The 19,902-nt window shown below is 71.1% G+C and carries 16 protein-coding genes; 4 read left to right on the top strand and 12 right to left on the bottom strand.

Translation table 11 applies throughout. From position 1 onward, the window contains the following. Positions 1-421: 421 nt before the first annotated feature. Positions 422-2,026 (bottom strand): amidohydrolase family protein, encoded by a 1,605-nt coding sequence (locus tag ACFZBP_RS30210; protein WP_391417686.1) that lies wholly within the window; start codon positions 2,024-2,026, stop codon positions 422-424. A 167-nt stretch (positions 2,027-2,193) separates the two neighbouring features. Then, positions 2,194-2,634 (bottom strand): Lrp/AsnC family transcriptional regulator, encoded by a 441-nt coding sequence (locus ACFZBP_RS30215; RefSeq protein ID WP_016434164.1) that lies wholly within the window; start codon positions 2,632-2,634, stop codon positions 2,194-2,196. Positions 2,635-2,903: 269 nt separating this feature from the next. On the opposite strand from ACFZBP_RS30215, the gene ACFZBP_RS30220 reads away from it, so the two are divergent. Then, positions 2,904-3,338, top strand: a complete 435-nt coding sequence (locus ACFZBP_RS30220) for a hypothetical protein (protein WP_383458580.1) — start codon at positions 2,904-2,906, stop codon at positions 3,336-3,338. Between the two features lie 40 nt (positions 3,339-3,378). Here ACFZBP_RS30220 and ACFZBP_RS30225 read toward each other — a convergent pair whose 3' ends face one another. From ACFZBP_RS30225 to ACFZBP_RS30235, 3 genes are all read right to left on the bottom strand, one after another. Next, the gene (locus ACFZBP_RS30225) at positions 3,379-4,476 is read right to left on the bottom strand and encodes a phosphotransferase (RefSeq protein WP_391417689.1); all 1,098 of its coding nucleotides are present in this window, start codon (positions 4,474-4,476) and stop codon (positions 3,379-3,381) included. A 12-nt stretch (positions 4,477-4,488) separates the two neighbouring features. After that, positions 4,489-5,535 (bottom strand): hypothetical protein, encoded by a 1,047-nt coding sequence (locus ACFZBP_RS30230; RefSeq protein ID WP_391418259.1) that lies wholly within the window; start codon positions 5,533-5,535, stop codon positions 4,489-4,491. A gap of 413 nt (positions 5,536-5,948) precedes the next feature. Further along, positions 5,949-7,121, bottom strand: a complete 1,173-nt coding sequence (locus ACFZBP_RS30235; RefSeq protein WP_383458587.1) for an acyl-CoA dehydrogenase family protein — start codon at positions 7,119-7,121, stop codon at positions 5,949-5,951. A gap of 333 nt (positions 7,122-7,454) precedes the next feature. Between ACFZBP_RS30235 and ACFZBP_RS30240 the strand changes: the two genes are divergently transcribed. Beyond that, positions 7,455-8,693 (top strand): glycoside hydrolase family 18 protein, encoded by a 1,239-nt coding sequence (locus ACFZBP_RS30240; RefSeq protein WP_383458590.1) that lies wholly within the window; start codon positions 7,455-7,457, stop codon positions 8,691-8,693. A gap of 69 nt (positions 8,694-8,762) precedes the next feature. Here the strand turns inward: ACFZBP_RS30240 and ACFZBP_RS30245 are convergent, their stop codons facing one another. The 5 genes from ACFZBP_RS30245 to ACFZBP_RS30265 all read right to left on the bottom strand — a co-directional run bounded on the left by ACFZBP_RS30245 (position 8,763) and on the right by ACFZBP_RS30265 (position 13,971). Then, on the bottom strand, positions 8,763-9,422 hold the full coding sequence (locus ACFZBP_RS30245) for a TetR family transcriptional regulator (protein WP_391417691.1): 660 nt from the start codon (positions 9,420-9,422) through the stop codon (positions 8,763-8,765). A gap of 147 nt (positions 9,423-9,569) precedes the next feature. Beyond that, the gene (locus ACFZBP_RS30250; RefSeq protein ID WP_391417693.1) at positions 9,570-9,710 is read right to left on the bottom strand and encodes an SCO1431 family membrane protein; all 141 of its coding nucleotides are present in this window, start codon (positions 9,708-9,710) and stop codon (positions 9,570-9,572) included. A gap of 64 nt (positions 9,711-9,774) precedes the next feature. Beyond that, entirely contained in the window at positions 9,775-11,139 is a 1,365-nt protein-coding gene (locus ACFZBP_RS30255) for a C39 family peptidase (protein WP_391417695.1), read from the bottom strand. A gap of 299 nt (positions 11,140-11,438) precedes the next feature. Then, positions 11,439-12,980 carry an amino acid permease gene (locus ACFZBP_RS30260; RefSeq protein WP_391417697.1) on the bottom strand — a complete coding sequence of 514 codons (1,542 nt, stop codon included), beginning with the start codon at positions 12,978-12,980 and terminating at the stop codon, positions 11,439-11,441. 37 nt (positions 12,981-13,017) lie between these two features. Next, positions 13,018-13,971 carry a hypothetical protein gene (locus ACFZBP_RS30265; protein ID WP_383458601.1) on the bottom strand — a complete coding sequence of 318 codons (954 nt, stop codon included), beginning with the start codon at positions 13,969-13,971 and terminating at the stop codon, positions 13,018-13,020. Positions 13,972-14,198: 227 nt separating this feature from the next. On the opposite strand from ACFZBP_RS30265, the gene ACFZBP_RS30270 reads away from it, so the two are divergent. Continuing rightward, positions 14,199-14,819: a uridine kinase gene (locus ACFZBP_RS30270; RefSeq protein ID WP_391418262.1), complete on the top strand. Its 621-nt coding sequence runs from the start codon at positions 14,199-14,201 to the stop codon at positions 14,817-14,819. Between the two features lie 438 nt (positions 14,820-15,257). Further along, complete coding sequence (locus ACFZBP_RS30275) at positions 15,258-17,123, top strand: AAA family ATPase (RefSeq protein ID WP_383458604.1); 1,866 nt, start codon at positions 15,258-15,260, stop codon at positions 17,121-17,123. Between the two features lie 187 nt (positions 17,124-17,310). On the opposite strand, the gene ACFZBP_RS30280 is transcribed toward ACFZBP_RS30275, so the two are convergent. Both ACFZBP_RS30280 and ACFZBP_RS30285 read right to left on the bottom strand, forming a co-directional pair. Beyond that, positions 17,311-18,399 (bottom strand): hemolysin family protein, encoded by a 1,089-nt coding sequence (locus ACFZBP_RS30280; protein WP_383458607.1) that lies wholly within the window; start codon positions 18,397-18,399, stop codon positions 17,311-17,313. Continuing rightward, positions 18,396-19,721, bottom strand: coding sequence for a hemolysin family protein (locus tag ACFZBP_RS30285; RefSeq protein ID WP_383458609.1), 1,326 nt, complete (start codon positions 19,719-19,721; stop codon positions 18,396-18,398). The genes ACFZBP_RS30280 and ACFZBP_RS30285 overlap by 4 nt, the downstream gene beginning before the upstream one ends. Between the last annotated feature and the right edge of the window lie 181 nt (positions 19,722-19,902).

Genomic DNA, 19,902 nt, shown 5'->3' on the forward strand with positions numbered 1-19,902 from the left:
CGCGCGGCTGCTGCGGATGGGGGCCCGGCGCCCTTCGGGCCGACCTGGGACCCGCTGGCTGCGGATCGACCGAAAGCCGTTGTCTACTGAGCTCCCGGGCCCCACCCGGGTCACACCTCCCCGACCGGCCGGAACGTTCCGTCGTCGCCGCGCGGGCACTGAGCCTGGCTCCCAGTGACGGTGCCCCGGTGCGGCACACCGTCCCTGACCCAGCGGCGTTGCGACGGGTTCCCGGAAGTTCCGCGGTTGCCCGGTCGGGCGTCCGGTGGTGGACCCGGCCGAACCTACCGGCCCCGGGCATCCGCCTGTCAACAGCCCTTTGACCTGCGGGTATTCACCCAATCCGCTGGTCAGCGCAGAGGATGCGCAGGTCGCGCCGAGGGGCGGCGCGCGATGATCCGGTTCGCGCCACCCCGGTAGATCACTCGCCCGGCCGTACGAAGACCGTTCGTCCGCCCACCACCGTGCGCAGGCAGGTGGGGAGGTCCCGGCCGGGGCTCAGGTCGGGCAGTCCGGGCGTGCCGGAGCGGGGGTCGGTCGACCAGCGCGCGACCCGGTCGTCGGGGGCCTGGACCACCAGTTCGTCGGTGCGCCACACGGCGTAGTCGGCGGGCGCGCCCGGCACCAGGACACCCGCGTCGTCGCGCCCGACCGCCCGCCAGCCGCCGCGCGTGTGCGCCGTGAACGCGGCGCGCACGGAGACCCGGTGCTCGGGCGCGTGGTGGAAGGCCGCCGCGCGGACCGTGCCCCAGGGGTCGAGCGGTGTGACGGGGCTGTCGGAGCCGAACGCGAGGGGTACTCCGGCGCGCAGCAGGGCCGCGAAGGGGTTGAGGGTGCGGGCGCGTTCGGCGCCCAGGCGCTGGGCGTACATGCCGTCCTCGCCGCCCCACAGCGCGTCGAAGGCGGGCTGGACGGAGGCGGTCAGGCCCAGCTCGGCGAAGGCCGCGACGGTCTCGGGGGTGAGCATCTCGGCGTGTTCGACGCGGTGCCGGGCGGCGCGGACTCGGGCGAGGCCGACCTTCTCGGCGGCGGCTCGCACGCCCTCCACGACAGCGGTCACGGCGGCGTCGCCGATCGCGTGGAAGCCCGCCTGGAGGCCGGCCTCGGTGCAGGCGACGACATGGGCGGTGACGGCGGCCGCGTCCAGGTAGGCGGTGCCGGTGTGGTCCGCGTCGGTGTACGGCTGCTCCAGGCATGCGGTGTGCGAGCCGAGGGCGCCGTCGACGAAGAGGTCACCGGCGGCGCCGACCGCGCCCAGGTCCCGCGCCTTGCGCACGTCCTGCTCGGCCCAGTAGCCGACGACGCGCGGCCCGGCCTCGTCGCCGGCCAGCCGGAGCAGGCCGCTGAAGTCGCCCTCGGAGGAGATGTCCGGCCCCCCGCACTCATGGACGGTGCCGATGCCGAGGGACGCGGCGTGCGCGAGCGCGGCCCGCTGGGCCTCGACGCGCTGGGCGGGCGTGATGGAGGCCAGCGCGGTGGCGCGTACGGCGTGATGGGCGTCATCGACGAGCGGACCGTCGACCGGGCCGGGGCCGCCCGGGGTCATGTCCAGCAGGGCCGTGGTGACGACCGCGGAGTGGACATCGATCCGGGAGAGGTAGAGGGGACGGCCGCCGGCGGCCTCGTCGAGCTCGGCGCGCGTCGGGGGGCGCCCGCCGGGCCAGCGGGCGGCGTCCCAGCCGTGTCCGAGGAGCACGCGGTCGTCGGGCCGAGCGGCGGCGAACTCCCGTACGAGGCCGAGAGCCGCCTCCAGGGAGGGCGCACCGGACAGATCGAGACCGGTGAGGGCGAGGCCCGTGGCGGTGGTGTGCACATGAGCGTCGGTGAACGCGGGCGTGACCAGCGCACCGTCCAGGTCGACGACCTCGTCCACCCCGTCGGCGAAGGCGTCGGCGGCCCCCTCGGACCCGACCCAGGCGACCTGCCCCCGCTCCACGACCATGGCGGTGGCGAAGGGATCGGCGGGGCCGTGGACCTCTCCTCGGCGGAGCAGGACGGTCTTCGGCTGGGCGGCGCTATCACTCATGAGGAACAGTCTCGCGCCTCGCGCCGACCCCTCGGTACGCAGGTCCCGCACTCACTGCACGGACGGCGACCGCGACACCCCAGGGGCGCGGGGAACCGCGCGATCGACCACGAACGACCCGCGGCCGACGAACGACCGACAGCCCAACGGCGATTAATCCCCGTAGATCAAACCCGCGGCGGCCGCGCCTCGTACGGCGTCGACAACACCACCGTCGTCCGCGTGGACACCCCCGCCAGCGACCGGAGCCGGGCCAGCAGCTCCTCCAGCTCGTGCGGCGTGGCCACCCGGACCTTGAGGATGTAGTTCTCGTCGCCGGCCACGCTGTGACAGGCCTCGATCTCGGGCACACCGGCCAGCCGGTCGGCGATGTCGTCCGGCGCGCTGGGATCGAACGGTTTCACCGAGATGAACGCGGTCATGGGCAGCCCTACTGCCTCGGGGTCCACGACCGCGGCGTAGCCCCGGATGACGCCACGCTGCTCCAGCCGGCGCACCCGCTGGTGCACGGCAGACGTGGACAGGCCCGTGGCCTTGCCCAGATCGGTGTAGCTCATCCGCCCGTCCTTGACGAGCAGCTGCACGATTTGTCGGTCCAGCTCCTCCATGGCGCAAGAACCTACAGTGCGGTTGATCTCATCGGATACCTGAGGAGTCCAGGTCATGCCCGGTTCGTGATGTCCGTGGCAAGGGGTTGCGAGCCGGCCGGGGGGACAAACCGGCCGCCACGGGCACCTGCGGGCGGCATGTGACGAAGGCCACAGGCCTCGAACAGCCTCCGTGATGGTCCCGTGATTAACGCCGAGAGCAGGCGGGAAGTGCTTGCTGTGGTCGAGGCCGCAGTGCCGTCACGGCCCAGCCCGAGGGGGAGAACCCAATGCAGAGTCTTAAGCGCCCTGGTCGAACCGCACCCAAGCGTCTCCAGGCAGTCGTCGAGCCCGAGCCGGAGGGCGTCGAACCCGACGCCTTCGACGAGGAACTCGACGCGTACGACACCTTCGAGATGTTCCGGGTGATCTGCCCGGACTGTGCGCAGCCCATCGCCCTGCTGGCCGACGAGGAGGTCCTGCCGGAGCACGCGCTGTGCGCCTCGCCGTGGAACCCGTTCGGCCTCACCGTCTGTGCGGGTACGGGCCGCAGGGCCGCCGAGGCCCGCTCCGCGGACGAGTCGCCGGAGCCCCAGGAGCAGGACACCGCCCTTCTGTTGACGCTGCCTCAGGGGCTCGACTGGCGAACCCAGCCCTTCTCGCACGTCGGCGGCCCGGGCTCGCGCCCCATGAGGGTCCCGGTCATGCGCCGCCAGGCCGCCTGAGCGCACACCGCTCCGCGCTGCGGCGCAGGCGTCGCACCGCTCATTTCCAGTAGCTGCCCTGCACCATGGCTCGCAGGCTGCCGTGGTGCAGGATCAGTGTGTCCGGGTCCGGCGGGACGGCGACTTCGCCGAAGTGGGCCTGGCGGTAGGCGATCCGCAGCATGACGATGGCGTGCCGCAGGGCGGCGTACAGCGTGTGGAAGTCCATGTCGTGCGGTGTGTGGCCGGTGAGGTCGGCGTAGCGGGCCTCGAGCCGGTCGCGGCGCAGGAAGTCCGGCAGTCCGCGCTGCCCGAAGGCGGCCGTCAGGTCCTGGAAGAAGCGGTGCAGGTACACCGTCCAGCCGAGGTCGACCTCGCGCGGCGCCAGGGCCGCCATCTCCCAGTCGAGGACGGCGGCGGGTTCGAACCCGTCGTAGACGATGTTCCCGATGCGTGCGTCGCCCCAGTTGAGCACGGGTGTGCCCGGGTCGCGCGGCCAGAGCTCCTCCAGGCGGGCGAACGCGTCCTCGATGAGCGGTGAGCGGGCGCGTCCGTCAACCACCCATTCGTAGTACGCGCGTTGGGCCGTGACGTGTCGTCGCAGTGCGTCGCCCTCGCCCGGAAGGGTGAGGAACTCGGCCTGATCGAGCGGCACTTGGTCGTGCAGCCGGGCCAGCACTCCGATCGTGGCCGCTTCCAGGTGCGCGCGCTCCCCGTCGCTCGCCGCGTGCAGCCAGTTGCCCTCGTAGGTGTACGGCATGACGTCCGGCGGCACGCGCCCGTCGACGCGCTCCATGACGAAGAAGGGCGCGCCCAGCGGGCCGGGGTCCTCCTCCAGCCACAGCACCTTCGGCACCGGCACGTCCGTGTGCTCGGCGACGACGCGCATCGTGCGGTACTGGCGCGGCATGTCGTACACCGGGAAGACGGTGTACGCCGCCGGGTCCGCCGCGAGCCGCAACGCGCAGGTGCGCAGCGGGGGTTCGGGATTCTCGATGTCGAAGAGCAGGGTCTCGCTGGACATGCCGTTCGACTCGGGAACGGTGACGCCGACCGCCTCGGCGCCCGGCAGCCGGGTGCCGAGCCAGGCGGTGAGGCGGCGGGTGAGTTCCTCGCGGTCGCGGGTGCTGGTGCGCGGACGGGGTGCCGTGGCTGCCATGGAGCGAACCCCCTACGGTGCGACCGATGTGAAGTCCGTGAACCCGCTCGGGTCGTGCCGTCCGAACGAGCCGTGCTCGAAGATGCCGTGCCCGACCCGGCCGTCCATGCGGAAGCGCGCGGCGTGGTCGGTGACGCCGTACGCGGCGAGCGGGTGGGCGCCCGCGTCGGCGAGGTCGTAGGTACGGCGATCCGTCCACCCCCGGCCGCGCCAGGTGCCGTGCTGCCAGTCGTCGGCGGGCGGGTAGCCGGCGCCCACGGCGAGCGGGGAGGAGGCCAGGATCTCCACCTGGAGCTCCTCGGGTTTGCGGACGTCGCCGAGGTGGATGAGGGCACGTTGGGGGTGGCGGGTGCCCGTGCGGTAGGTGATCTCCGCCTGGGGCCAGCCCAGTTGGCGGTCACGGTGACCGGGGCGGACCATCGTCGCCTCGCTGAGCGTGCGGTGTCCGTCGGCGTCCTCCTGGACGATCACCATCAGGAACCGGTCCTCGAAGCGCACCGGGCACCAGATCCAGTGGAAGCCCTCGGTCGGCTGCTCCTCGGCGTACCGCCCGCCCTCCTCCCCCGGGATGGGGCGCACTCCCCAGCTGCGGTCACGAGTCCCGGTCCACTCGGTGGGGGTGACGCGGAACTCCTCCCCGCCCGCGCGCACCACGCCCGCGACCCCGCCGGCCTGTACGAAGCGGCGCCCTTCGAGGGTGAGCCGGTCGCCCCGGCGCTGGAGGTGGTGGGGTTCCCAGAGCGCGGGGAAATCCGCGGTCCAGGTGAGGTCGTACGACAACTCCTCGTCGTCGCAGGTCAGCCGCAGCCGTCGCAGGGGTTCCTCGACCTCGATGCGCAGCGGTCCGACGGCGAGCCGCATCCGGTCCTCGCCGAGGGCGTCCGACGCCCGCACGGCGTGCAGCCGGTCCCCCACGCGCAGGGTCGCGTACGCGTCCGTCACCCCGGCGTTCGGGTACACCCCGAGGCCGAGGATCAGCAGGGCGCGTCCCTGGTGGTCGAGGACGTGGAAGATGCAGCGGTCGTAGGCGTTGCGGTCGCTGGTCGCGACGTACTTCATGGACAGCGGCACCTGGTGCACCGGGTACTCGTCGAGCGCGACGGGGCGGTCGTCGTCGGCCACGGCATACCTCCCTGGAGGCGGCTGGGCTGACGGTACGTCAGACATCGGCAGGTGGCCAGAGCGGGCGCCGGACGGCCGTGAACTCACGCCCGATTCCCGCGGCCGGTGACTTGTCCCGCCACCTCCGCGTTGCCCTGGTATGCCCCCCACCTATTCTGCGACCGGGCCTCAGCGCCGAATCTTCGTGCCGCGCCCCGCGGGAGCACTGGCGCCGGCGCCTCCACAGCAACCGGATCCGCCCATCTACCGCGAACTGATGCGCACTTGGGCCGACCGTGGCCGAACCCTGCCCGGGCGCCACGACCCGGAGTGGATCCGGCTCGCAGCACCGACGGTCAAGCACGGCCAGTTCAGCGGCCCTCGGGACCTGCTAGGTGACGGGCGATGACCATCCGCTGAATCTGGTTGGTGCCCTCGACGATCTGGAGGACCTTGGCCTCGCGCATATAGCGCTCGGCCGGGAAGTCCGCAGTGTAGCCGTATCCGCCGAGGATCTGGACGGCGTCGGTGGTGACCTTCATGGCGGTGTCGGTGCAGTGCAGCTTGGCCATGGCCGCCTGCTTGGCGAACGGCCGTCCCGCGTCACGTAGCCGTGCCGCCGCGAGGTACAGCGCGCGGCCCGCCTCGATCTGGGTCGCCATGTCGGCGAGCATGAAGCGCAGGCCCTGGAAGTCGGCGATCGGCTTGCCGAACTGCCGGCGCTCGGTCGCGTACGCCACCGCCTCGTCCAGCGCGGCCTGGGCCACGCCGATCGCGCAGGCCGCGATGCCCAGCCGGCCGGAGTCGAGGGCGGACAGGGCGATGGCGAAACCCTGGCCCTCGTCGCCGATGCGCCGCTCGTCGCCGACCCGGACGCCGTCGAAGTGGACCTGGGCGGTGGGCGATCCCTTCATGCCCATCTTCTTCTCGGGCGCCGCCGCGCCGACCCCCTCCGCGTCTCCGGGCACCAGGAACGCGGTGATCCCGCGCGGGCCCTCCTCGCCGGTGCGCGCCATCACCGTGTAGAAGTCGGCGATGCCGCCGTGGGTGATCCAGGCCTTGGTGCCATTGAGCACCCAGTCGCCGCCGTCACGCACCGCCTTGGTGCGCAGGGAGGCCGCGTCCGACCCCGACGACGGCTCGGAGAGGCAGTACGCGCCGAGCAGCCCGCCGCCGAGCATCGCGGGCAGGTGCTCGACCTGCTGCTGCTTGGTGCCGTAGGCGGCCAGGGAGTAGGAGGCCAGGGTGTGCACGCTGACGCCGAGGCCGACGGTGAGGCGGACCGCGGCGAGCTCTTCGAGGACCTGGAGGTAGACCTCGTACGGCTGGTCGCCGCCGCCGTGTTCGGAGTCGTACGGCAGGCCGAGCAGTCCGGATTCGGAGAGCAGGGTGAAGACCTCGCGCGGGAAGCGCCCGGCGTCCTCCTCCTCGGCCGCCTTCGGGGCGATCTCGCGCTGCGCGATGTCGCGGACGAGCGAGATCAGATCCCGGGCCTCGTCCGTGGGCAGTTGACGGTCCACCGGCTGCGGGGCGCGGTCGGGCATGGCGACGATCCTCCCTGTCGGGCACATCGGCGGGCGTCCGCCTTGGGTGGGGCGGCTCCGCCGGTCTCTCTGGTGCCGGGCCGATGCTCGCATTTCCGGGTCTCGGAAGCTGCTGACCAGCAGCTGTGCGCTGTGAGTATGCCCGATCGGAGGCATCGCGTCACCGGTTAACGACCGCTCACTAAAAGAAGTATCCAGCACGTTACCCATGGCATCGAAATTGGTCCGAACCATTGACGTACTGGTCTAGTCCTCCTACGGTGACGGATCAACGCATCAGCGCGTCCATGCCAATCGCAGCACGCTCCCCTCTCCCCCACGAGGAGACACCCGATGCACCTCTCGCACCGCCCCCGCGCCCGGCTCATGGCGCTCGTCTCCGCCGCGTGCGCGGCCGTCCTCGGCGCCGGACTGCTCGCCGGCGCGGGCACCGCCACCGCCGAACCCGCCGCCAGGCCGAAGCTCGCCGCCGGCTCCAAGGTCGTCGGCTACTTCACGGAATGGGGCACCTACGACCGCAAGTACTACGTCAAGAACATCGAGACGTCCGGATCGGCGGCCAGGCTCACCCACATCAACTACGCCTTCGGCAACGTCACCGGCGGCAAGTGCGCGATGGGCGACTCCTACGCGGCGACCGAACGCACCTACACCGCCGCCGAGTCCGTGGACGGCGTCGCCGACACCTGGGACCAGCCGCTGCGCGGCAACTTCAACCAGCTGCGCGAGCTGAAGAAGAAGCACCCGGGCCTGAAGGTCCTGTGGTCCTTCGGCGGCTGGACCTGGTCGAACGGCTTCGGCGAGGCGGCGCGCAACCCGGCCGCCTTCGCCCAGTCCTGCTACGACCTGGTCGAGAACTCCAAGTGGGCCGACGTCTTCGACGGCATCGACATCGACTGGGAGTACCCGAACGCCTGCGGTGCCACCTGTGACACCAGCGGGCGGGAGGCCTTCAAGAACCTGATGGCGGCGGTGCGCGCCAAGTTCGGCTCCGGGAACCTCGTCACCGCGGCGATCACGGCCGACGCCACGAGCGGCGGCAAGATCGACGCGGCGAACTACGCGGGCGCGGCGCAGTACGTCGACTGGTACAACCCGATGACGTACGACTTCTTCGGCGCCTGGGACGCGACCGGCCCCACGGCTCCGCACTCGGCGCTGAACTCCTACTCCGGCATCCCGAAGGCCGGTTTCCACACCTCGGCGACCATCGCCAAGCTCAAGGGCCTCGGCGTCCCGTCGTCCAAGCTGCTGCTCGGCATCGGCTTCTACGGCCGCGGCTGGACCGGCGTCACCCGGTCGGCGCCCGGCGGCACGGCGACCGGGGCGGCCCCTGGCACCTACGAGGCGGGCATCGAGGACTACAAGGTGCTCAAGTCCAAGTGCCCGGCGACCGGGACCGTGGGCGGCACGGCGTACGCCAAGTGCGGGAGCGAGTGGTGGAGTTACGACACCCCCGCGACCATCGCGGCGAAGATGACGTACAAGGACCAGCAGGGGCTGGGCGGGACCTTCTTCTGGGAGCTGAGCGGGGACACGTCCGGCGGTGAACTGATCAAGTCCATCAGGTAGCCGGCCCCACGGGGGGACGCAGGGGCGGAGGGCCACGAGCCTCCGCCCCTGCGTCCTGTCACCTGCCGGTCAGCCCTCCCGTCGCGCGGGCTCGGGGGCCGGGTAGGCGGGGTCCATCTCTTCGATGGCGCGCAGGGCGCCGCCCAGCGTCCTCACCAGCAGTTCGCTCATGGTGTCGCGGGGCAGTTCGGGGCGCTCGGTCCAGTCGAGGGTGGCGCCCTCCACGCTGCACACCCAGGAGAGCAGGCCCATGCGGGCGAGCGGGGCAATGTCGGTACGGCCGTACGCGCCCTCGGCGATGGTCGCCACGATGGCCTCGCGCACACCGTCCCGTATGGCGTGCACCTCGGTGTCGAAGCCGACGCCGCCGCTGACGATGGTGCGGTAGGCGGCCTGGTTGTGCTCGGCGTAGCGGAGGTAGCTGTCGATGGTGCGGTGCACCCGGTCGACCGGCTGGAGTTCGAGGCCGCTCGCGGCGAAGGTGACCAGGTCGGCGACGGAGTCCTGGATGATCGCCAGGTAGTAGCCGCGCTTGGACTGGAAGTAGTAGTAGATCAGCCCCTTGGCGACATGGGCCTGGCGGGCGATGTCGTCCATGGAGAGCGCGTCGTACGACGTGTCGGCGAACAGCTTCCGCCCGATGCTGATGAGTTCGGCACGGCGCGCCATCGAGCGCTCGGTGCCGCGCGCCCGGGGCCGGGCCGCGTCACGCTGTTGACTAATATTCAATTTAGACCCTGTTGTTCAACGGGCGGCGGGACATCCGCAGTATGGCAGACCTGCACCAGCTGCTCGTTCGAGTCTGATCGAGTTTGATGGGTCCACCCGACGAACAGGTCGGGACATGTCCGACCAAAGGGTTCTGTGTGTGTCAGGTCACAGCAGACCGAGCTGGGTGATCAGCATCGCGACGACCACGACGAGGGTCCAGCCCATGACGTGCTCGAGGATCTTCGGGCCGTCTTCCTGGGGGCCGCCGGTACGGACGCGCGCGGCGGTGGCGGAGTGCGTGGTCATACGCCCACCCTGCCACCGTGAACGGCCTGTGCGGCGGAGACGTTGCTCACAGCCCGCCCGGCGTTCACATGACGCCCACCGCCGTGAGCGCCGCGCGCTGGCGCGGGGTCGGACGCGCCGGGAAGTACAGGTAGCAGACGCCGCCGGTGCCGGAGGCGACCTTGCCCTCGGCGTTGTACCGCTTGGTCCGCAGCCAGATGTTCTCCCACTCGCGCCGCTTGTAGACGCGTCGTACCGCCTCGTTGCTCGGCGAGTTCGGGTCGTTGGCGATCACGTCGCCGCCGGCGGTGAAGCCGATGACGGTCATGAGATGCCCGGCGGTGCCGTATCCCGCCCCGGTCAGCTCCCCCTTCAGGAAGGACTGGGACGTTATGGCCGGGATGCCGGCCGCGATCAGCGTCTCGAGGTCGGTGAGCGAGCGGAGCCGGGTGACGACGCCCTGGAGGTCCTTGAAGGTGGCCGCGTAGGCGGCGTTGAACGGCCAGTTGCCGCAGCCGTTGTACTGGTGGTCGAAGGTGTACCGGGCCGCGTGGCAGACCTGCGGATCGGCGAACGCCGGGTCGACCCAGGCCAGCTGCTCCGGGGTGAGCCGGCCGCCCCAGTACTCGACGATCATCTGCGAGGAGGTCGGGCTGCACCAGGCCTCGCCCCCGTTGTCGTACTCCGGGTACTGGCCGATGTGGATCTCCTGCGAGTAGCGCGGGACGGCCAGCTCCCGGGCGAGGCCGGGGGTGGAGGCCGGGACGGTGAAGCGGTCGGGGACGTCGGAGCCCATCGCGCCGGCCCGCCACACGGTGGGGGTGAGCTTCGTTCCGGGCCTGCGGTACAGGGTCAGCCGTAGCCGGTAGGAGGCGACGCGCAGGCCGCCGGCCGGGTCGTCGACGGCGAGGGTGTCCGTCCAGACGGTGCTCCGGCCGTCCTTCTGGTCGTCGACCGAGGTCCGCTTGATGTCCTGGTCACCGGCGGCCCAGCGGCCCAGCACGTACCAGGGGGTGGCGGTGCCGTCCGAGTACGTTCCCCCGAGTTCGATCTGGATCCAGGTGCCGGCGGGGGTGTGCGCGTTCCAGGAGGCGATCAGCTCGGTCGCGGGGACGGTGAGCCGGTGCACGGGGGACGTCCAGGTCGCGTACTCCCAGCGGGCGCTCCGGCCGGTGTGCGGGTCCGTGTAGTCGCGGGTGCCCGCGGCCGTGGCGATGACGAGGCCGGGGCGGGCACCTGCGACGGCACGGGCGCCCTGGGCGGTACCGCCGCGCCAGTCGGTGTACGTGGTCCAGGCGCGGTTGTCGACGGTGCGGGCGGGGGCCTGTGCCGGGGCTTCCGCCTCTGCGGTGGCGTCCAGGGCGACCGCCGCGCCCGCGGTGCCGGTGACGGTTGCGGCGACCGCTGCTGCCAGAACGATTCTGCGGGACGGCTGCTCGGCTCTGCTCATGGGCGGAAGACCCCCAGGGTGTCCGGGTCGGGCGGGTCCAGCGCGTCCGGTGCACGGCTGTCCGCCCACTATGGCCGCAGGGGCCGGTGTCTGCCAGCACTTCGGCCCGGGCGCGCCTACGAATATTGGTGTCGACCACTGACATGACCTGGGGTGAGACCGAACGGCCCAATCGCCGTACGGGCGGGGCGCGCTGAGCGGACGGGCGAGGGGACTCGGGCTCCCGGCGCCCGTGCCGCGTGGCTTCGGACGCCGGGAGGGTGACGTGCCGTCAGGCGAGAGCCGCTGACGGACGAGCGTCAGACGAGGTCCATCGCCGCGACCTCGTCGGGGCGGCCGTAGCTGACCGGGCCGTGGAAGCGGCGGCGGGCGCTGGTGAACCACCACACGGTGGCCACGGCCAGGACGACGGCCAGGGCGATGGGCGCGTAGTTGAAGGTGTCGGCGGTGACCGGCGAGGCGTGCGGCAGCATGAACAGGACACTGCTGAGCAGGATCCAGCCCACCGCGACGACCCCGACCGGCCGCCCCCAGCGCCCCAGGTGCCAGGGCCCCGGCTGGAACTCGTCGCCCAGGCGCAGCCGGAGCAGGATCGGGACGGCGTACGCGAGGAACAGCCCGACCACGTTGACGCTGACGATGGCGGTGAAGGCCGTGTGCGACCACCAGCCGGGCACCACAAGTGCCAGCGAGCAGGCGACCGCCAGCCACACCGCCTTCACGGGGGTGCGGGTGCGCGGCGAGACCGAGTGCCACCAGCGGGAGCCGGGCATGGCGCCGTCCCGGGCGAAGGCGAAGATCTGCCGGGTGTTGCTGGTGAGATTGGCGAGGCCGCAGAAGAGCATGGCGCCGATGACGATCAGCAGCAGCGCCTTCGCGGTGCCCGCGCCGAGCCCGTCGATCAGGATCCGCACGGGCGGCGCGTCGGCGCCCGCCACCCGGTCGTAGTCACGAATGCTGTAGACCAATGCGAGCATCAGCAGCAGTCCCGCTATCGCCGAGTAGGCGATGGCCCGGGTGATCCCGCGGGGCGCATTGACCGTGGCCCGGACCGTTTCCTCCGACATGTGGAAGCTGCCGTCGAAGCCGGTGAAGGTCCAGCTGGTGACCAGCAGACCGAGCATGCCGCCATAAAGTCCGCTGGTGAAACCCGTGTTGTTCGCGAAATGCGTGACGAACGAAGCCGACTGATGATGATCGGGCATGACCATCAGGGCGGTCACAATGATCACAAGTCCGATCAGCAGCCACCATACGGAGATCCGGTTGAGTACGGCGACCAACTGCACGGTGTAGGTGTTGGCGAGCCCCTGGAGCACGATGATCAGGGCCGTGATCAGCACGGTTCGATGCCCGGACGGCTCGTACGAGGGCCACTGGAGGGCGATGAGGGCCTGGACGAAGGTGGCGGCGGCGTATCCGGTGGCGGCCGTGCCACCCACCTGGCCCACGAAGTTCAGCCAGCCGGTGAACCAGGACCAGGCGCCCTTGTGCCGTTTGGCGAGCTTTCCCGCGGAGAAATACAGCGCGCCGCTCGTCGGATAGGCGGAGGCGACCTCTGCCATCGATGCCCCCACGAAGAGCACCATGACGGAGACGCCGATCCAGCCGAAGACGAGAACGCTCGGGCCACCCGCGTTCAGACCGAATCCGAAACCCGAGAAGATACCCGAGATGATGTTGATGATGGTGAAGGAGATGGCGAAATTGTCGAATGCCTGAAAACGGCGCGTGAGTTTTCTCGGATAACCCATCGCATGCAGGGTCGCGTCGTCGTCGAGCGCGATCGGATCGGCTCCCCCGCGTGCCGCGGCACGCGGAACCGATATCCGTTCTGACACGGGTCGGGCCTTTCTCTCGGTGGGGGGTTGCGGTCCGTCAGGCGCTCGGCACGGGCAGGCCGCAGGCGCGGCGCGCCCGGGACAGCTGCGCGGCCGGGTCACCGAAGACGGACCAGGGCATGCGCGAGGCGTACGGCCCCATCGCCGTGAAGACGGCGCGGGCCTCCTCCTCGCACCGGGCCATGACCAGGGCGTGCGCGAGATAGGCCAGGTCGAGGACCGGAGTGAAGGGGTAGTCGGCCACCGCGGGCAGCCAGTTCCGGTGGATCGACAGCGAGGTCGCGCGCCACTGCGGCTGCTCCCAGACCCGGTCGGCGAGCAGTTGGGTCGGGTCGTAGCACTCCACCAGGGCGACCAGCGGCAGCAGGCGCAACGGCGAGTCGGCGGGCGCCCGCTGCCCGAGGAAGGCGGCGACGTCCCAGGCGGCGGTCACGGAGCCACCGTGGCGGGTGAAGAAGCAGGCCAGAAAGCGGTGGTGGGCCTCGCGGTGCCAGGGGTCGAGGGAGAGGATGTGGGCGAACAGCTGCCAGGGGCCGGGCGGTGCCGTGAGCAGTCCGCGCGGCGCCCGGTCGCGCAGCCGGTGCAGCCGGGCCATGGCCAGTTTGGCCACCAAGGGCGTGGGATCGACGGGGGCCACCGCGGCGGCCCGGTCGCAGGCGGCCAGCGCTATCCGCTCCAGCGCCTCGGTCCGCGGGTCGCCCGCGTCGGCGGCGCGCAACGCACGCAGCACGGCGACCCGCGCCCACATCAGCGCCGCTTCGGGGCCGGGCTCCTCGTGCAGCCAGCGCTCGACGAGGTCGGAGTCGGCGGCCTCCGAGGCGAGCACGAGAGAGCGGTGGGCCCGCAGGGCGAAGTCACCGCGGGTTTCGGCCAGGGCGTCGAGGGAGCTCAGATATCGGCCGGCCCGGACATCGACGCATACGCTCCCGAGCACGCGGTCGTCGGCCGCCGGATGCCACACATACTGCCCCTCGAATAACCCCGCGGCCATCTGTCCCAGCCCATCCCCGTTACGGCACCTCACAGTTGCACTCCAGGCACCTTACTCAGCGTGCGGCTCAACCGGAACGTGGATTTCACCGTGGTGGCCGGAGTTTTTCGGCGGATTGTGGGCAGCCGTCGGCTAGTTCAAAGTGACACCTTTTCTCATCTCCTTCTCGCGCTCTAGAATGTTCCAAAGAAATATGCCCACCACCCCGTCTCACTTCAGGAAAAACGATTCACAACCTCGCCTCCCGGCTGCGCCGCCTCCCCCCGTCCTGCGGCCCGGTCCGTCTGATCGCCGTCGACGGACACGCCGGCTCCGGAAAGTCCACGTTCGCCGGGCAGTTGGCCCGGGCGCTGGGCGATGCCCCGGTGCTGCATCTCGACGACATCGCGAGCCATGACGAGCTGTTCGAGTGGACCGAGCGGCTGCTGGCCCAGGTGATCGAACCGCTCACGCGGGGCGAGACCGCTCGCTACGCCCCCTACGACTGGCGGACCCGCCACTTCGGGCCGCTCCTCGACGTGCCGCCCGCCCCGGTCGTCGTCGTCGAGGGCGTGGGCGCCGGCCGTCGGGCACTGCGCCCGTATCTCGCCCGGTTGCTGTGGATGGAGCTGACGCACGAGGAGTCCTGGACCCGGGGACGCTCACGGGACGGGGCGGAGCAGCGGGAGTTCTGGGACGGGTGGGTCAGGGCGGAGCTGAGGCACTTCGCGAAGGACCCGTCCCGGCCCTTCGCCGACCTTCTGGTTCGGCAGAGCGGGAAGGGGTACGAGGTGATTCCTGGGCCTGCCGGGACTGTTGGACCGGACCAGACGATCACACACGGTGACGACCCATCGGCAATGTGCTGAACTTGTGAAGAGCCCTCACGGGCAAGTTCGTGGAGTGCCTCAACTCTGCTTGACCCGGGGGCCGTACAGGACTTACGTTCTCAATGTGCGGTCAATTGAAGCCGCCCACTGACGCGAAGCCCCCGGTTGTTCCCCCGTGATCGGGGGCTTCGTTCTGCCCTGACTCCTCATTTCGGGCGCCGAGAGCCGCGATTCGCTCACCCAGGGTCACCGAGCGCGCTCCCCCCGATCCGCTCCCACCTCGCCAAACGGCCGGTGCGGCACCCTGGGGCGGGCGACACCCTCGCAGGTACGATGCCCTCGGTGCGACGTACGGACGGCTGCTCTGCGCACCGTTGCAACTCCGGTCCGCGGCACGGCGGTTCGATCGATCCGATCAAGGCGGCCGACGGACGAGCGGTCGGCCAACCGACGGGGGCACGGTTTGTGGGGGACGTGATGGACTTCGGCACGCAGGGCCCCGAGGCCCCGGCCGACCTCGCCTGGTTGCGAGGTGTGGATGCCTACACGATGGGGGCCTATCCGCAGGCGGAGGAGGAGTTCCGCACCGCGGTACGGATCGATCCGGGGATGGCCGACGGCTGGCTCGGTCTGCACGCGCTGCGCGTCGACACGACGACCGCGCTGCTGCGGATGTTCCGGCACCGGGAGCGCTTCGGGGAACAGCGCGCCCGGCACCGGCGGGCCATCAACTCCTGGTACTGGCTGGGCTGGTGGGTGCAACCGGTGCTGGAGAGCCCGCGCGATCTGCTCCTCGCCCACGCCTCGCACTGGCTGGACGGACGGCATGTGCCGGAGCTGGACCGGGCGCTGGCCGGGCTCCCGCCCGTCGACACCGACCACCAGGTCCGCTTTCTGCACGCGTGCCGCGCCTATCTGGTCAAGGACTGGGAGCAGCTGGTACGGCACACCGACCCGCTGCTCGACGACGCGATGCTCGGCATCGAGGCGGGCCTGTTCGGCGGCATGGCGCGGGTCCGGCTCGAGATGTACGGGCAGGCCGAACCTCTGCTCTCGGCCGCGCTGATGCGATGCCGCAGCGAGCAGCCGCAGCGCAAGGAGCTGCGGTACTGGCTGGCGCGGGCGCACGAGGGCACGGGCCGGTCCGCCGCCGCGCTCCCCCTGTACCGCGCGGTGCACCGCGTCGACCCCGCCTTCATGGACACCTCGGCCCGGCTCGCGGCCATCGCCGAGGGCGACGGCTACGACGACACCACCGACCTCGCGGCGATCACGCTGACCGGGTTCGGGGGTGACCTGGGCGACGGGGTCGACGGGCTCGACCCGCTCTTCGGCACCGAGGGGCGGGACCTGAAGCTGTCCGACCCGGACCTGCCGCCGACCGGGCCGCTGCCGTCGGTGGTGGATCCGACGGTGCGCGAGAAGACCGCGGTGTCGTCGCAGCCATTGCCCGCCGGGCCGACCGATCCCCAGTTACTCGAGGAGGCGCTCGCCGAGCTCGAGCGCATGGTGGGTCTCGAGCCCGTCAAGCGGCAGGTCAAGGCGCTGTCCGCCCAGTTGAACATGGCCCGGCTGCGGGCCGGGCAGGGGCTGCCGGTACAGCCGCCCAAACGGCACTTCGTCTTCTCCGGCCCGTCGGGCACCGGCAAGACCACGGTCGCGCGGATCCTGGGCCGTGTCTTCTACGCCCTGGGGCTGCTCGGCGGTGACCATCTCGTGGAGGCCCAGCGGGCCGATCTGGTCGGGGAGTACCTGGGCCAGACGGCCGTGAAGGCCAACGAGCTCATCGACTCCGCGCTCGGTGGAGTGCTCTTCGTCGACGAGGCCTACTCGCTCTCCAACACCGGCTACGGCAAGGGCGACGCCTACGGCGACGAGGCCCTGCAGGTGCTGCTGAAGCGCGCCGAGGACAACCGGGACCACCTGGTGGTGATCCTCGCCGGCTATCCCGAGGGCATGGACCGGCTGCTGGCCGCCAATCCGGGCCTCTCCTCCCGTTTCACGAGCCGCGTCGACTTTCCCTCGTACCGGCCCCTGGAGCTGACCTCCATCGGTGAGGTGCTCGCGACGGAGAACGGTGATGTCTGGGACGAGGAGGCTCTGGACGAGCTGCGGTCGATCGCCGGGCATGTGGTGGACCAGGGGTGGATCGACGAGTTGGGTAACGGGCGGTTTCTGCGGACGCTGTACGAGAAGAGCTGTGCGTACCGGGATCTGCGGTTGTCGACGTATCCGGGGGCGTTGACCAGGGACGACCTGTCGACGCTTCGGTTGCCGGATCTGATGCAGGCGTACGGGGAGGTTCTGTCGGGGCGGGGGCCGCAGGATCCGTCGGCCATGTGACGGTTCTCGCCCCCGCCGCCCCCTACCCGTCCCATCCCTGAAGGGGCTCCGCCCTTCGCCCCCCCAGGGGGATCTGCCCCCTGGACCCCCGCTTCTCAAACGCCGGAGGGGCTGAGATACGCGGACGTCCGAGGGACTGCGAAGGTGACCGGCGCCGGAGGGGCGGAGGGGCGGATTCAGGCCGGGGTCAACCCGTCAGTGCTCCCTCCGGCTCTCCCGTGCTCAGGCGTGGTCCTGTCACCCGTACCTCCGGCAGGTTCCGGTGGGCCGGGTCGCGGACCTCGCCCACCAGGAGTTCGAGGACGTCCTCGAGGGCTACGAGGCCGAGGACTCGGCCGGAGGCGTCGGCCACCTGGGCGAGGTGGGTGGCGGCGCGGCGCATGACGGTGAGGGCGTCGTCGAGGGGGAGTTCGGAGCGGAGGGTCGTCATCGGGCGCCAGACGTGCTGGGGTACCGCGCGTTCGGACTCCTCCAGGTCCAGGACGTCCTTCACATGGAGGTAGCCCATGAAGGCGCCGGTCTCCGCGGCCACCGGGAAGCGGGAGTAGCCGGTGCGGGCGGTGAGGGCGACGATCTGGCCGGGGGTGACCGAGGGGCTGACCGTGACCAGGGACTCGCGCTTCAGCAGGACGTCCGTCACCGGGCGCGAGCCCAGCTCAAGGGCGTCCCCCAAACGTTCCTGCTCCTCGGGGTCGAGCAGCCCGGCCTGGCCGGAGTCCTCGACGAGGCGGTTGAGCTGCTCGCTGGTGAAGACCGCCTCGACCTCGTCCTTCGGTTCGACCCGGAAGAGCCGCAGGATGGCCTGCGCGACGGCACCGAGGGCCACCGTGATGGGGCGGCAGAAGCGGGCGAAGTAGACCAGGCCGGGGCTGAGCCACAGCGCGACCTTCTCCGGCGCCGCCATCGCCATGTTCTTCGGCAGCATCTCGCCGATGACCAGGTGGAAGAAGACCACCGCGGCGAGCGCGATGACATAGGTGAGGGGGTGGATCATGCCCTGCGGCAGGTGAACCCATTCGAACAGCGGCTCCAGCAGGTGCGCCACCGTGGGCTCCGCCACCGCGCCCAGCGTCAGCGAGCACACCGTGATGCCGAACTGCGCCGCCGCCATCATCTCCGGCAGCCGCTCCAGGCCGTACAGCACCTGGCGGGCGCGGGCCGTGCCGAGCGGTTCGATCTGGCTGCGGCGGACCGAGACCAGGGCGAACTCGGCGCCCACGAAGAAGCCGTTGGCCAGGACCAGCAGCGCCGCGAAGAGAAGTTGGAACACGCTCATCGGGCGACCTCCACGACGGCCCCGGTCCGGACCAGCCGGACGCGCTCGGCCCGGTAGTGACCGACCCGGCGCACCGAAAGCCGCCAGCCCGGCAGTTCCGCCTTGTCGCCGACGGCCGGGATCCGGCCGAGCAGATCGGCGACCAGGCCGGCGACCGTCTCGTACGGGCCCTCGGGCACGTCGAGTCCTATGCGCTGGAGGATGTCGACCCGGCAGCTGCCGTCGGCGTCCCAGGCGGGCCGGCCGTCCTCCGGCGGGGCGGCGGCGAGTTCGGGCAGGTCCTGTCCGTCGTGTTCGTCGCGGACCTCGCCGACGATCTCCTCGACGATGTCCTCCAGGGTGACGACCCCGGCCGTACCGCCGTACTCGTCGACGACGACGGCGATGGGCTGCTCGCTGCGCAGCTGGGCGAGGAGCGGCTGGACCGGCAGGGTCTCGGGGACCAGCAGGGCCGGGCGGGAGATTCGGCCGACGGGGGTGCGCAGCCGTTCACTCGAACGGATCGCCAGGGCGTCCTTCAGATGGACCATCCCGACGATCTCGTCGATCTTCTCCCGGTAGACCGGGAACCGGGACAGACCGGTGGCGCGGGTCAGGTTCACGACGTCCTCGGCCGTCGCCGAGGACTGCAGGGCGCTGACCTTCACCCGCGGGGTCATCACATGCTGCGCGGTGAGCTCGGCGAGCGACAGGGTCCGTACGAAGAGATCCGCGGTGTCCTGTTCCAGGGCGCCGGCCTGGGCGGAGTGGCGGGCCAGGGAGACGAGTTCGCCGGGGGTGCGGGCGGAGGCCAGCTCCTCGGTGGGCTCGATGCCCAGGGCGCGCACGAGACGGTTGGCGACGGAGTTCAGCGCGGCGATCACCGGGCGGAACAGCCGCGCGAACACATGCTGCGGGCCGGCGACGAAGCGCGCGACCTGCATCGGCCGGGACACCGCCCAGTTCTTGGGCACGAGCTCGCCGATCACCATCTGCACGGCCGAGGCCAGCAGCATGCCGACGACCACGGCCACCCCGGACACCGCGCCCTCGGGGATGCCTATCGCGGTGAAGGGGCCGCCGAGCAGCTCGGCGAGCGCCGGTTCGGCGAGCATGCCGACGACGAGGGAGGTGATGGTGATGCCGAGCTGGGTGCCGGAGAGCTGGAAGGACAGTTCCTTCAGTGACTCGACGACCCGGCGGGCCCGTCGGTCGCCCTCGGCGGCGGCCTTCTCGGCGTCCGTCGCCTCGACCGTGACCAGGCCGAACTCGGCGGCCACGAAGAAGCCGTTGGCGAGAATCAGGAGGAACGCGGCTGCCAGAAGCAGCAAGGGGATGCTCATGATGCCGCCGCCCCGGTATCTCGGGAGGGGGCGGCGCAGGTACTACAGGACGATCCGTCCATCGCTGGAGGGAATCACTCCTCGGGTAGCAGGGGGCCTCTGAGGGCGGGCTGGGACATCAAAGGCGGAGGCGTCGGAAAACGCCTCCGCCAACAGATTAATCAAGACATGGCGATTTACG

The sequence above is a fragment of the Streptomyces sp. NPDC008086 genome, assembly GCF_042957325.1.
Classification (GTDB): Bacteria; Actinomycetota; Actinomycetes; order Streptomycetales; family Streptomycetaceae; genus Streptomyces.